This window comes from Staphylococcus caeli, from assembly GCF_900097965.1.
Lineage (GTDB): Bacteria > Bacillota > Bacilli > Staphylococcales > Staphylococcaceae > Staphylococcus > Staphylococcus caeli.
Window position 1 is genome coordinate 115,955 of sequence record NZ_FMPG01000002.1, and the last position, 14,791, is coordinate 130,745.

14 protein-coding genes are annotated in these 14,791 nt (G+C 34.3%); 2 read left to right on the plus strand and 12 right to left on the minus strand.

Going from position 1 to position 14,791, the window contains the following annotated elements:
• Window positions 1-72: 72 nt before the first annotated feature.
• From BJS11_RS03495 to nhaC, 5 genes are all read right to left on the minus strand, one after another.
• Window positions 73-759 carry an LrgB family protein gene (locus BJS11_RS03495; RefSeq protein WP_069994546.1) on the minus strand — a complete coding sequence of 229 codons (687 nt, stop codon included), beginning with the start codon at window positions 757-759 and terminating at the stop codon, window positions 73-75.
• Complete coding sequence (locus tag BJS11_RS03500) at window positions 760-1,146, minus strand: CidA/LrgA family protein (protein WP_069994547.1); 387 nt, start codon at window positions 1,144-1,146, stop codon at window positions 760-762.
• 398 nt (window positions 1,147-1,544) lie between these two features.
• Window positions 1,545-2,420, minus strand: a complete 876-nt coding sequence (cidR, locus tag BJS11_RS03505; RefSeq protein WP_069994548.1) for a cidABC operon transcriptional activator CidR — start codon at window positions 2,418-2,420, stop codon at window positions 1,545-1,547.
• A gap of 280 nt (window positions 2,421-2,700) precedes the next feature.
• A complete protein-coding gene (locus BJS11_RS13530) occupies window positions 2,701-2,796 on the minus strand; it encodes a type I toxin-antitoxin system Fst family toxin (protein WP_280833797.1) in 96 nt (31 codons plus the stop codon).
• A gap of 269 nt (window positions 2,797-3,065) precedes the next feature.
• Window positions 3,066-4,454, minus strand: a complete 1,389-nt coding sequence (gene nhaC / locus BJS11_RS03510) for a Na+/H+ antiporter NhaC (protein WP_069994698.1) — start codon at window positions 4,452-4,454, stop codon at window positions 3,066-3,068.
• Between the two features lie 369 nt (window positions 4,455-4,823).
• Here nhaC and BJS11_RS03515 point away from each other — a divergent pair, with 369 nt between their 5' ends.
• Window positions 4,824-5,255, plus strand: coding sequence for a CHAP domain-containing protein (locus tag BJS11_RS03515; RefSeq protein WP_069994549.1), 432 nt, complete (start codon window positions 4,824-4,826; stop codon window positions 5,253-5,255).
• A gap of 224 nt (window positions 5,256-5,479) precedes the next feature.
• Here BJS11_RS03515 and BJS11_RS03520 read toward each other — a convergent pair whose 3' ends face one another.
• Window positions 5,480-6,763, minus strand: a complete 1,284-nt coding sequence (locus BJS11_RS03520; protein WP_069994550.1) for a hydroxymethylglutaryl-CoA reductase, degradative — start codon at window positions 6,761-6,763, stop codon at window positions 5,480-5,482.
• Entirely contained in the window at window positions 6,763-7,917 is a 1,155-nt protein-coding gene (locus tag BJS11_RS03525; protein ID WP_069994551.1) for a thiolase family protein, read from the minus strand. The genes BJS11_RS03520 and BJS11_RS03525 overlap by 1 nt, the downstream gene beginning before the upstream one ends.
• 103 nt (window positions 7,918-8,020) lie before the next feature.
• Here BJS11_RS03525 and BJS11_RS03530 point away from each other — a divergent pair, with 103 nt between their 5' ends.
• On the plus strand, window positions 8,021-9,190 hold the full coding sequence (locus BJS11_RS03530) for a hydroxymethylglutaryl-CoA synthase (RefSeq protein ID WP_069994552.1): 1,170 nt from the start codon (window positions 8,021-8,023) through the stop codon (window positions 9,188-9,190).
• A gap of 198 nt (window positions 9,191-9,388) precedes the next feature.
• Here the strand turns inward: BJS11_RS03530 and BJS11_RS03535 are convergent, their stop codons facing one another.
• The 5 genes from BJS11_RS03535 to BJS11_RS03555 form a co-directional block, all read right to left on the minus strand.
• The gene (locus BJS11_RS03535) at window positions 9,389-10,975 is read right to left on the minus strand and encodes a BCCT family transporter (protein WP_180365206.1); all 1,587 of its coding nucleotides are present in this window, start codon (window positions 10,973-10,975) and stop codon (window positions 9,389-9,391) included.
• 141 nt (window positions 10,976-11,116) lie between these two features.
• Window positions 11,117-11,650, minus strand: a complete 534-nt coding sequence (locus BJS11_RS03540; protein ID WP_069994553.1) for a methylated-DNA--[protein]-cysteine S-methyltransferase — start codon at window positions 11,648-11,650, stop codon at window positions 11,117-11,119.
• Window positions 11,651-11,815: 165 nt separating this feature from the next.
• Window positions 11,816-13,201, minus strand: a complete 1,386-nt coding sequence (locus tag BJS11_RS03545; protein ID WP_069994554.1) for an MFS transporter — start codon at window positions 13,199-13,201, stop codon at window positions 11,816-11,818.
• Window positions 13,202-13,403: 202 nt separating this feature from the next.
• Complete coding sequence (locus BJS11_RS03550; protein WP_245167063.1) at window positions 13,404-14,102, minus strand: alpha/beta hydrolase; 699 nt, start codon at window positions 14,100-14,102, stop codon at window positions 13,404-13,406.
• A 49-nt stretch (window positions 14,103-14,151) separates the two neighbouring features.
• A complete protein-coding gene (locus BJS11_RS03555; RefSeq protein ID WP_069994556.1) occupies window positions 14,152-14,616 on the minus strand; it encodes a hypothetical protein in 465 nt (154 codons plus the stop codon).
• Window positions 14,617-14,791 lie beyond the last annotated feature (175 nt).

Genomic DNA, 14,791 nt, shown 5'->3' on the forward strand with positions numbered 1-14,791 from the left:
CCTTCAGTTTTTCACTTTAATTCACTATATTTTTAAATTTTAATAATAATCAAGTAATGCTTAGAAGTTCATTTAATATAAAAATAGGATGAGTATCGGTAAAATAATTGAACTTAATATAGCCGTTAAAATCATACCTATTGAACTAAATGCACCGGATTCTAAATCTATTTCTAAGGCTTGTGCCGTACCAAAGGCATGTGATGCATTACCATATGCCATGCCTTTTGCAATCGACGTATTAAATCTGCCTAATCTTAATAAATACGTTCCTAAAATACTGCCAATTAAACCAGTTGTAATAATAAACATGACGGTAATTGCATCAATACCACCAAGCTGCTTTGACACTTCAATACCAACAGCGGCAGTCATAGACCTTGGCAACATTGTTACAATGACTTCTTTTGAATAACCAAATAGTTTTAATATGCAGTAGACAAATATAAAATTTAACATCACTGCAGTCAACACACTGCTAAAAATAATGCGTGCATTGTGTAATATTTTATGACGATTTTGATAAAGCGGAAACGCTAAACATACGACTGTACAATTTAGTAAATAATGAATCCATTTCCCTCCAACCATATATGATTGGTAGTCCACCCTAAATAGTAGCAGTACACATACAATCCCAATTGAAGCAATCAGTGCTGGATTCAAAAATGGACTCCTAAACTTAGCTTGTAGCTTCTTAGCACCGACAAACATCAGTATCGTTAATAAAATCATAAAAATAGTTTTTAAAAGTAACATCTAATCTTGTCCATTCCCGTATCGTGCATTTTTAACCATTTTTTCAGCTATAAAACCTGAAATCAGTGACACACAACACGTACCTAATATAATCATTGTGAAAAATAGGATGAAATTTAAATTGATTTCTGGAATGACATCCATAATACCTACAACTGATGGGACAAAAAAGAAGACCATTGTCGCTAAGAAAAAGTTAGAACCTTCACTCACCCATTTGGAAGGAATCACTTTAAATTGCAAAAGCAAAAAGAATAGTATTAAGCCAACGATACTTCCGGCAATTGGTATATGAAAAAAGCTTTGAATGACATTACCTAAATAAGTAATACCCAAAATCAATATTATTTGAAATAAGACCTGTATCAACTTCTTTGATATTTGCATTACACATCACCCTTATTTTCATTTGTTAATTACTTGATTGAATATATATTCAAGTATAAGACGATGTTTTCTATAATAAAAATATTGATTTTCAATAGTACTTATTACTTTTATGAATGAAAGCGATTTAATCCATTATATTTTTCTATACTAATTATTGAAGGAATCTATCTATTAATAAAAACACGCAGCTGTGAGTGGGACAGAAATCAAACTATTTAATAAGGATTCATAGTCTCTGCAGGACAAGACTAACTAGGATTGAAAATACTTGATATAAGCAAAGGCTCAATTCAGTCATCTTCTGCTAAATTTAAAAAGCCTGAGACATCTATTTTTGTCTCAGACTTATTGTATGTGCTTTAATCTAATCAATGATTTTCGAGTTTATGTATATATTATAATCTTTGTTTCATGAAATCTATCCACTGTCTCGTCGCATGACTTAAATATTTATCACGTTTCCACACGACACCTAGTTCCCATCGCATACCAGGATCTTCTAGCTTTTTATGTACAAAGTGACTATCTAATAAACCTACAATGTTCTCGGGTAAAATACTGACACCTAAATGTGCATTCAATAAATTTTCAATAAAATTCCACTGTGAAATCTTAGAAATCGTATTCGGTAGATAACCGGCATTCTTCGCCGCTTCGATAATTTTATCGTTCAAATAAAAGTCTTCATTAAATAAAATAAAATCCTCATCTTTCAACATACTCATATCAATTTTTTCTATATTCGCAAGATGATGCTCTTTATTTAACACTAATTTTAAATCCTCTTGATAGAGCGTGATAGAATGGAAAATCGTTTGGTCTACTGGTAAAGTTGTGATACCAATATCAATTTCATCATTGATTAACTGTGTCTCAATCATTTTCCCGCCATTCTCAACAAGGTTATATGTTACATTAGGATATTTCTGATGAAACTCACCTAGTATTTGTATAAACTTATTCATGTTCATAACCGCAGATAAGCCAATACTTATATGTCCGGTTTCTAAGCCTAACAAACTGTTAATTTCTTTAGGTAAATCATTGTAAAGCGTTAAAATCTCTTTGCATTTTTTATAAAAAACTGATCCAGCGTCTGTTAATACAAGTTGTCGCTTACTCCGATCAAATAAGGGCATATTTAAAGTATCTTCTAAATCTTTGATTGCTTTACTTATCGTTGGTTGGGCAATATATAAATGTTTCGAAGCATTTGTCATACCGTTTTGGTCGACAACAGCTACAAAGTACTTCATATGTTTAATGTCCATGTACCCACTCCTTTATAAAATGTCTCTTTTTAGCATTCAGTATACGTAGAAATTTCAATATTTCAATATATGTGCCATGAAAATGATTTCCCCTACAAAATCACTGGTTATTAAATGAAATTTCATCTAACTTTAATTATAGATTCCATTCAAACATACATTTGCATTTTGCTTTAAAGATGATGATACAATATTCGTAACAAAACACATAAGCATTAATACCCCCTTACTATTGCCGTAGTAAGGGGGTTTTTAAGGTGTGGCTTTTGTCACCTATGCATTATTTATCACGTCTATTAAGCCAATAAGAAAAATACGCGATAATACAGCTACTTATAACTGTCATTAATATGTGTACAAAACACATAAGCATCATAATACACCTCCTCTCTCAGTCAATTTGATGCCTGAGAGATAGGCGACGCTATAATTATATCAACCTATTCATGCTACAAATAAATTGCTAATAAGGTGCAAAAATACAGACAAATAATCCTGCACAAATTAACTTTGCACTTTCTTATATGCTAAAAAATTTAATTTCCATCTTGTTGAACTAAAATATCCGTTCTCAAGATTCTTCTAATTGTGAGAACGGATATTATCAATTTAATTTATGGTAATCTAGCTTGGATATTTTACATTTCAGGCCAAATTAGTATCTTTCGATTGCGTTTGGTTCGTTGTTTCGTCATTCACTTTAATAGGTTGCTCGCTTAATTTTATAATTTTGAAACCAATATATCCGAATATAATAGAAATAATTGGTACAGTATAATTTAATATAGCGAACGGAGCATATTCGATGACAGAAACACCTAATGTTGATGCAATAAACACACCACATGTATTCCAAGGTACAAAGACCGAAGTTAATGTACCACCATCTTCTAAAGCTCTCGACAAATTCTTAGGATGTAATTGTTTTTCCTTAAATGCACTGATATACATGCGTGAAGGTACGATGATGGATATGTATTGTTCTGAACAAGTAAAATTTGTTCCAATGCAAGAGACAATGACAGAGGCGATTAATGACCCCGTTGACTTGGCTACTTTTAAAACGATAGAAATCAACGCTTTCAACATGCCGGAATATTCTAAAACACCACCAAATGTCATCGCGACTAATGTAAGAGAAATCGTATAGAACATCGACTCTAAACCGCCACGATTAAACAGTTCATCCACAAGTTTATTACCTGAATCGATTGTATAACCTGTTTGTAATGCTGTTAATGCTTCGGTAAGACTTCCACCTTGAATGAAAATCTGCGCAAAAAATCCTAGCACAATACCTACACAAATGGCTGGTATTGCCGGTACTTTGACAACAACAAGTGCAATTACAATAAGTGGAATCAGTAATAGCCATGGCGTAATGAGAAAGTTATCTTGCATCGTATTTAGTATTGCGTGGATGTTTTTAGCATCAAAATGTTGGGCACCATAACGTTGTCCGATAATAAAAAATGCGATGAGCGATATAATGAGTGCCGGAATCGTTGTATAAAACATATGCTTGATATGTTCAAACAAATTTACACCTGTCAATCCTGCAGCCAGATTCGTCGTATCTGATAGTGGACTCATTTTATCTCCAAAGTACGACCCACAAATGACTGCACCTGCAACCATACCTGGTGATATACCCATACTAATTCCAATGCCCATTGAAGCTACGCCTACAGTAGCCATTGTGGACCAACTGCTACCGATTGCTAAAGCAACAATACCACATAAAATAATAACAACCGCTAAGAAATAGCGTGGATCAATGAGTTGAAGTCCATAATAAATCATTGTTGCTACGACCCCGCTACCAATCCATGAACCAATGACTAACCCAACTAAAATGATGATTACGATTGCTGGTAAAGCATGTCGTATCCCCTTATACATCATTTCTTCAACTTCACTAAACTTATAGCCATGCAACATTGTCACAAGAATAGCGACAGCCGTACCAATAAGTAATGGAATATGTGGTTCTTTTTCTAACACAGCTACTGTAAATAACATGGATATAATCATTGTCGCCAATGTGAAGAACGCTGAGATAAACCCCAATTCTTTTTTCACTTGGCTTTTACTACTATTGTTTTTAAATTTACGTTTAAAAATAATAGCCACCTCCTCTGTTATTAAAATCATACTGAAAAATGATAGCGCTTTCAATACTTAGGTTAATTTTTAATTTTATTTTTATATAGTAAATATATAATTATCCAATACTATACCATTCCACTTGTTAGCAAGTCATTATTTTGCATGTCAAATTACAATTGTATGGCATATATTTCAGACTTATTAAAGTTAGTTGTATTAATTGTATACTTTATTGTACTTTTATCATTTGCATTTTATGATAAAAACATCAATAAAAAATGTTTGGGGATATGTATGAATATTAAAAAAAGATTGACTACGATACTTCTTGCGACTACGATTCTAATGACAGGCACTTTATCATTTGAGACAATGCAACAAAGTCACACGACAGAAGCTGCAGTAAATTATTATACGAAAAATCAATGCACTTGGTATGTATTTAAAAAGAGAGCAAGCGTGGGTAAACCGGTGCCAAATGGTTGGGGCAACGCTAAGACTTGGTATAGCAATGCTAAGAAAAGTGGTTATCGTGTAGGGAGAAAACCAGCAAAACGCGCAGTCATGCAGTCAACTGCAGGAACTTATGGCCATGTCGCTTATGTCAGCGCAGTTTATAACAATGGTAGTATCAAAGTTGCAGAATACAATTATAATCGCCCTTTAGCATTTGGAACAAGAATATTAAGCAAATCAGCTGCCGCAAAATACAACTATATCTACTAATCAAATCGCTTTTTAAGCTGTCGATAAAGTCCACTACTTTATTGGCAGTTTTTTTACGTTTCGTATTGAAAAGAGACAAATATCACGCATGATTTCTTAGCATTTTCAATAAAAAACACACCCCAAAAGTTAGAGTTATCGTCCAACTTTTGGAGTGTGTTTCAGTTAACCATTGAGGTTGCTTAACATATTTACTATAAATTTTTTATGCTTTCAAATGCATATTATGATTTTTGTGCTCGAATAGCTTCAAGTAATTGTTGTGCAACAGCTGTATTCGCACGTGGTTGTGTCTTCAACATATCTGCAACTTTAGCAATTTCTTCACCTTGTGCACCAACAACAATAGCTAGTGATTTATATTGTAAGCTCATGTGACCTTGTTGGATACCTTCAGATACCAATGCACGACAAGCCGCAAAGTTCTGAGCTAAGCCAACTGCAGCTACGACATGACCAAGTTCTTGAGCGGTATCAACTTTCATAAGATCTAGCGATGCTTTTGCAATAGGTAATACTTTTGTACCACCACCTACTGTTGCTAAAGTCATTGGCACTTCAATCGTCCCCACCAATGTTTGTCTCGCTTCATTGTATTTCCATGTTGCTAATCCTCGGTATTGGCCATCCTTGCTCGCATATGCATGTGCTGTCGCTTCTGCACCACGCGTATCATTACCAGTTGCAAGGACAACAGCATGAATACCATTCATTACACCTTTATTATGTGTAGCTGCACGATGAATATCCACTTGTGCTAATACGGATGCACGCTCCATGCGTTTTGCAACAGTTTGACCATCACGACCACCTTTGGACAGTGCTTCAACTGATATTTCACCTTGTACTTTAACAACTGAAGCAGTTGCGTGATTAGATAAGATGCTCATTAGGATGTCTACTTCTGCCAATTCATTTTTCAAATATGCTGTAATACCTTCTAAAATTGTATTTAACATATTTGCGCCCATGGCATCTTTTGTATCTACATATACTTTAAGCGACAAAAGCGCTTCTGCAGCAAACGTATCGATTTGAATTTTTCGATAACCTCCGCCTCTCTCTATTATTGACGGATAAACTTCATCAGCGATTTGTTTGATTTTAGGCTCAAGTTGTTGAATATGCTGTGCTAACGCATTTGTATCATCCACACCATCAAACACAATTTGTCCAATCATGAGTCGTTCACTTGAGACCACTTTGAAACCGCCAGTTTGATTAACTAATTTCGCACCATAGCTGGCTGCTGCAACAACAGAAGGTTCTTCCACCATCATAGGTACAACATATGATTTATCATCAACCTTAATTTCTGGCAATAATCCTACTGGTAACGCGCCTTGTCCAATGACATTTTCAATTAAACTATTCGCAATTTCTTCAGGAATAAGCGTATTATTTAATAATACGTCTCTATTTTCTTCGCTTAGCCAACCCTTTTCAACAAGTTGTGACAATTTGTCTTCTCTAGATAAGTGACGAAATGTTTTGTCTAATGCTTCCATTATTTGCCTCCTTTTTCAATTGCAATTGCAATGCCAAGACCGCCACCAATACATGCCGTAGCAATACCTGATTGTTTATCTTCTTGTGCTAAAAGGTTTACGAGTGTTGTAACTAAACGTGCACCACTTGCACCAATAGGATGACCTAATGCGATTGCACCACCATAAAGATTAAGCTTATCTTGTGTAATTCCCAAGTTATCTCTAACCGGAATACTTTGCGCTGCAAAAGCTTCCGTCATTTCTACAACATCAAAATCATCTATCACTTTGTTAGATTTTTCCAATAATTGTGTAACTGCATGATATGGCGCATAACCCATCAATTCTGGATCACAGCCAACTTCAGCGTGATTGCCTACTATAGCTAATACTTCGTAACCATTTTCTTTAGCATAAGTTTCATCCATTAAAATTACTGTAGATGCACCATCATTAATACTTGAAGCATTACCACCTGTTACAGTCCCATTTTCTTTAAAAATCGTTTTTAATGTCGCTAGTTTTTCTCCACTACTATTACCGCGAATGCCTTCATCTGTCGTCATCCACTCACCATTCGCATCTTTTAGTGGTACAATTTCGTTTTCAAATTTTCCAGATGCTGTAGCTTGATATGCTTTTTGTTGCGATGCATTAGCAAAGTCATCTTGTTGCTCACGTGTCACACCATATTTTTCAGCAATCTTCTCAGCTGTGATACCCATAGGTACATTCATAAAGGCATCCGTAAGTCCATCATGCATAAAGCTTTCCACAGGTGCTTCATCTTCATTTAAAATTAATTGCGGCGCATTCGTCATACTTTCTACGCCACCTACAGCAACAACTTTGGCTTCTCCAAGTTGAATTAATTGTTTACCTAAAATGATAGACTTTAATCCTGAGCCACAAACTTCATTGATTGTCATTGCAGGTGTTGTATCAGGTACGCCTGCTTTGATACCAATTTGGCGTGCTGGATTCTGACCATTACCACTTTGCAGTACGTTTCCGTATATGACTTGTTCAACATGTTTCGGGTCTAATTGTATAGCTTTCATAGCTGCTTCTAATGTTGTTGTACCAAGTTCTACTGCAGTATACTGACTTAATTTCCCTTTAAATTTCCCTATTGGTGTACGTTTTGCACTTACGATTGCTACTCTATTCATTATTATTCTCCTTTATGACTAATTTCAAATCATTGTATTTTATCGTTGTGATTTGGTATGATACAATTGCTTATTTATATACAGAAAGGTGTCGATACACTTTATGACAGTTGGTATTGATCAAATTAATTTTTATGTTCCAAGATTTTATGTAGATATGGCTAAACTTGCAGAAGCACGTCAAGTTGATCCCAATAAATACTTATTAGGTATTGGCCAAACTGAAATGGCAGTGAGCCCTACAAGCCAAGATATTGTTTCAATGGGTGCAAATGCTGCTAAAGATATCGTTACAGATGACGATAAAAAACAAATCAGCATGGTCATCGTAGCAACTGAATCAGCAATCGATTCAGCGAAAGCATCAGCAGTTCAAATACACAACCTACTTGGAATTCAACCATTTGCGCGTTGTATTGAAATGAAAGAAGCTTGTTATGCTGCTACACCTGCAATTCAATTAGCTAAAGATTATTTAGCACAACGTCCAAATGAAAAGGTTCTTGTGATTGCAAGTGATACTGCTCGTTATGGCTTACAATCTGGTGGCGAACCAACGCAAGGTGCTGGGGCTGTTGCTATGATGATATCACATAACCCTCGTATCCTTGAACTAAATGATGATGCCGTTGCATTTACAGAAGACGTTTATGATTTCTGGCGTCCAAGTGGTCAACCATATCCACTCGTTGACGGTGCACTATCAAAAGATGCATATATCCATTCTTTCCAAGAAAGCTGGCAAGAGTATGCACGTCGTCATAATAAATCATTAGCTGATTTTAGTTCATTATGCTTCCATGTACCATTTACAAAAATGGGTAAAAAAGCACTTGAGTCTATTTTAACAGACGATATCGATGAAGAAACTAAATCACGTTTAACTACAGGTTATGATGCAGCAACGTATTATAATCGCTATGTCGGTAATATTTACACTGGCTCATTATACTTGAGTTTAATTTCATTACTTGAAACACATGATTTAGTACCAAACGATACTATCGGATTATTTAGTTACGGTTCTGGCTCAGTTGGTGAATTCTTCAGTGGTAAGGTTGTCGAAGGTTATCAAGATGCACTTGATATTCAAGCACACAAAGATTTATTGAATAACCGTGAAGAAATTTCTGTTGAAACTTATGAAACTTTCTTCAAACGTTTTGACAATTTAGAATTTGACCCTGAAACAGAGTTGCAAAATGAACAAAATTCTATTTTCTATCTTGAAAGTATCAATGATCATATCCGTAATTATAATACCTTAAATTAGGTTTTAAAGCACTTATTCTTATCACGTTATAAATGCTTAATTTAAATTGTCTTATTTATGTTATTCATTTGAATCTTATACATTTTATCGTTTATTGACTAAGTACTATCCAATTATAATTATTAAATTAGAAAAACCTCCCTTCCAAAAGTACATAAGTTACTTTTTAGAAGGGAGGTCTTTTTATGCTATTTCACTTTATAATCTATTACGATTTTCTTCTTCAATCATTTTAGTATAAGATGCACTTCGTTCTTCATTAATTTTCAAAGTTAATCCTAATGCTTTACGTTCATTATTCGCATCTTTATATAATGAGACCATCATCAGTATAACAACAAAACTAAATGGCAATGCGGATATGATTGCTGCAGATTGTAAGGCACTTAGTCCCGTATCACCACCTGCTAATAATAACACATAGGCGATTGCGGCTAAGGCTAATCCCCACACAATCTTAATAAAGCCTGATGGGTTCAATGTGCCATATGCTGTTTGCATTCCTAAAACATATGTTGCAGAATCTGCCGATGTAATAAAGAATGATGCAATCAGTGCAAGTGCAATAATAGATAATATAAATCCAAACGGCAATTCATTAAAAATACCAAATAATTGCGTTTCTGGTGGCATTTTCAAAATACTTGAATGTGATTGTCCAACTGTAATACCTGTCGCACCAAACGCACTAAACCAAATAATACTTATTACAACTGGTACGCCAAGCACTGCAATAACAAACTCTCTAATACTACGTCCTTTAGAAATTCTAGCAATAAAGGTACCAACGAATGGGCTCCAACTCATCCACCAGCCCCAATAATAAATCGTCCATGTTTGTAACCAATCACTCTTTTGTTCATTTAATGGCGCAACATCCAAACTATTGAAGATAAGTGTATTCAGATAATCTCCAGTACCACTTGTCATCATGTTAAGAATAAGTAATGTTGGTCCAACAATAAATATTACAATTAATAATAATGCGGCCAAAATCATATTCAAATTACTTAAATATTGAATTCCTTTGCTTAAGCCACTCCATGCGCTGTATAAAAATAATACGGTAACAATGGCAATAATAATACCTTGAACGATAGAATTACTTGGTACACCGAATAAATAGTGCAATCCACCATTAATTTGTATAGCACCTACACCAAGTGAAACAGCTACACCAATAACTGTAGCAAACACTGCTAAAATATCTACTAGATTGCCAATTGGACCTTCTACTCTGTTTCCAAGAATAGGTCTCAGTGTTCTTGAAATTAATCCATTGTCACCTTTACGGAACTGAGAATATGCCAATGCTAGCGCGACAATGCCGTATACTGCCCAAGGATGAAAACCATAGTCAATAAATGATGACTTAAACGCTTCTGCCATCGCTGCTTTTGTTTCAGGATCTGCAGTTGGTGGAGCCATATAATGTGAAATAGGTTCAGATGCCCCGTAGAACACCAAACCAATACCCATACCTGCACTGAATAACATCGCAAGCCATGACACTGTTCTAAATTCTGGTTTATCTTTTGGTTTTCCCAATTTTAATTTACCTATCGGGCTAAATAATAAGAAAATACAAAAGCCTAAAATTACTGTATATAGCAACATATAATACCAACCAAATGTCTTAGTAACCCAAGTTGATATCTTACCACCCACACTACCAAATTGTTGTGGGAATAACGCCCCAATAATTACTAGTATTGCTATAACTGCTGCTGAATAAATAAAAACACTTGAAAATCCCTGTTTTTCCCGTTTCAGAAGACTCACCATCCCAAATTTTTATTTTAAAGATGGTTTACACGATATCATACTGAGTTAATTATTCAACTCTATCTAGAAAACTTTACAATTAATATATATTATTATATGTAGCTTTCTATTTTATTTGACATAATACAACTGTTAGGCAATTTATGGCTTCGTACTATGCTTCGGTCTATAAAATGATTTCATATCTAGTTGTTCTATTTTCAATAGCTCTATTTTGGCATCTATTCCACCACCGTAGCCTGTCAAACTACCGTCTTTCCCAACAACTCTATGACACGGAATAATAATTGAAATCGGATTACTACCCACAGCTCCCCCTACTGCTTGCGAAGACATTTTAGTCTTTCCACGTAGCGCACCTACCTTTTCAGCTAAATATCCATATGTCACTGTTTCGCCGTGTGGTATTTCTAAGAGTAATTGCCAGACTTGTTCACGAAATGTTGTACCTTTCGCGCTTAAAGGGAAATCTATCTCAGGGTTATTTCCTGAGAAATATTCATCTAGCCATCGTTTGGCTTTATCGAACACAGGTAACTCTGATTCTGTTAATCCTGATTTATACTGCGCTTCAAAGTCTTTATGAGTAGGAAGCCATAAACCCGTAATATTTTCTCCGTCTGAAATCAAAGTGATTTGTCCTAGCGGAGATTGGTATAAACTTTTATAATCCATCGTCTACCTCATTTCTGTTCTTAATGATTTGTACATATCATATGCCTTTACTCAATACGTGTAAATCCATAACTTTTCATCATCTTAGGACACTCGTTTATTGCATTCATAGCTTTGTAGAAAAATAAAATCACTGTCCAAGTTCAACAGTGATTTAGAATGCTATTAACGCTTAATATTTGTTTTAGGTATTATAATGGCACTGGCTAGCACACCACACATAACAAGTATTGCGCCTGCTATAAAACCAATACTTGCAGCATTACCGATACTGTGACCACTTTGAGCCACACCAGTAAATATAGAAGTCATAATTGCAATACCAAACGCACCACCTAGTGTCGATCCCATTTTAAAAATCCCAGATGCCACCCCTACTTTTTCTGATGGTGTCGTGGAAACAGCAGTACTTAGTGCAGGAGTTGCAAATAAACCTGTGCCTGCCCCGAAAAATAAAGCTCCTATCAAGGCAATCACAATGTAACTAGTCAAATTAAAAAACGTTAGACTAAATAACAACACACCAGTCGCTGTTAATATCGGTCCAATGACCATTGCACGTTTTGCACCAAAGCGTTTAATACTCTTTTCTCCCAATCGAATAACAAGTAGTAAGGCAATCAAATAAGGTAACGTTAATAATCCCGATTGGAATGCTGTCATATGTAAACCACCTTGTGCATACATATTAAACAAGGCAATGACACCCACACCTGTGTTTAAGAGAAAATTAGCCAGGACCGCACCTATATAAGGTTTGTTTTTAAACAATGCTAAATCTATAAACGGTGTCGTTTTAGATTTTTCTACATTATAAAATAGAATAATACAAATGATAAAGATAGCACTTAATATAAGTGTAATTTCATTCGTCCATCCCATTTTATAACCTTGTGTAATCACAAAACTTATACTACCAATCATCACCACAAAAATAGTCAGTCCCAAATAATCAAAACGCTTTGTTTGTGCTACATCATATTTACTTTCTGGCAAATGTTTCAACAGTAATAGTGCGATAATTGAAAGTATAATAGATAAGACAAAAATAGATTGCCATGCAATAAAAGTTGCCATAGCTCCTGCAAAAAATGAAGATAAACCTGTTCCACCAAACGCACCAATCGACCAATAACTTAATGCCCTTTGACGTTGATCACCTTCAAAAAAATCATTCAAAATTGAAATTGTTGCAGGCATGATGATCGCTGCTGAGAATCCCTGTATCACTCTACCTAAGAGTAATAACGTTACATTCCCAGAAATGATTAGCATAAGTGAACCAATAATACTTAACAACAAAGCGATTCGCGTCATCTTAACCTTCCCAAATCTATCAGAGATATTTCCTGCAACCACCATAAATACACCTGTCACAAATGATGTTAAGCTCACAGAAATATTCACTATATCTGGCGTAGTTTCAAAAGAACCTTGAATTTGTGGTCCTATATTTAAAAAAGATTGCGCAAATAACCAATACGTTAGAATAGAAAAAACGATACCAACAATTAACTGACTTCCAGAAATATTGTTTTTGTGTTCTGACATAAAAACATCCCCTATGTTTAAGTTGAAATAGATAATTTCGCATAACATTTAAAAGAATAGTGATTTAACACTTCTTTTAATATATTTACACTTCTAATTTTATCACTTTTTCTACTCAAAAGTGGGGATTTAAGCGTTAATATTAGAATTTTCAGATAATATAAATTCTTTATTTTCCCTTTATAAAAGTACTTCAAAAATTCTAAAACATTTTCTTAATTGCTTTTTTGAAGTATTTTTGGAAAAATCGTTTCCGATGCAATCCCTTTTTGCTTTTCACAAAATAAAAAAGGCTTTGTTCAGATACTAGTAGTTCATTTATGATGTCAACACCATATTCTGTACACGGCAACATATATTGATTAAGATGCTTACTTTGTTGCCCTTCAAGTTCGCCTACATACCAATAAATTTGTTTTGATTCATATACAGGTAACTGCGCTTTCATAAAATGTATAAATTCGGGATACCAAACTGACGGTGAAATTAATATATATTTACCGAAGGCATCCGGACGGTAAAACAAGCCATAAAGAGAGACGAGTCCTCCAAAAGAAGCACCACCAATACCAATATCCTGATTGTCTTGGGAAATATTAAAACATTTTCTTAAATATGGTATCAGTTTATCTGCAACCCAATTTAAATAGCTATTCGCTTCTCCACCATATTCAACACCATCGATATCAGCTTTCCATGGAATATAATCACGCTTTCTATCATTCGGTACAATGCCTACAAATATAACGTCTTCTTCGATATCCCTATATAAATAGTCCCCATCTTGTACAATTATGATCGGATAAGACTTCCCTTCCGTCTTATAATAACTTTTTGGTAATTTAACTTTTAGCTCTTGTTGTTGGAAGGATAAAGTCAATGTTCTTATCTTCACATTCATCACCACATTTCATTATAATCTTATAATATAATCATTTGTTACTAACTATTTATAAAAAATTATACAATTTAATATCATTGTCTTTTGCATATTCTAAAGCTAATATTTCCAATGTATTAATCATGGCAGGATTACCTTTAACTTTTATATATTGGAACTTTAAGCCATAGTCTTCTGCCTTAATATTTTTCAAGTCTGATTCATCTAAATTATTTTGAGCTACAAATCCTCTTCTGAACTTCGTTGTACCTGCATCAGATTTTAAATTGAATTGTGCTAATTTATCGCTCAAATCTTTTTGAGTCAATTTATAGCCAGTCATAAAGCCACCAGCTTGTCCGACAAATATTGGCTTCTTATTATTAAATATTACAAAAATCCCTTTTTGCTCTTGCACTTTATTTCTACTTTCTTTGTCAAAATTGAGTGCATTTGATTTATCATATTTAAATAATTTTTTTAATGGTTTTTTATAGTCATCTAGTAACTCTGCTATCTTTTTGTCGCCATTCATTTTTAATCATCCTTTTTATCATTTTAGTGTCATTCTATCTATACACTATATCGTACTTGTGTAAACTTGCGGCAAAATTCTATTGTCTTTACAATAAACTCTTAATGTTTAACAAGTCATAAATGATAGACTTCTTCTACGAAAATAGCACAAAAAAACTGCCAACAAAGTCACA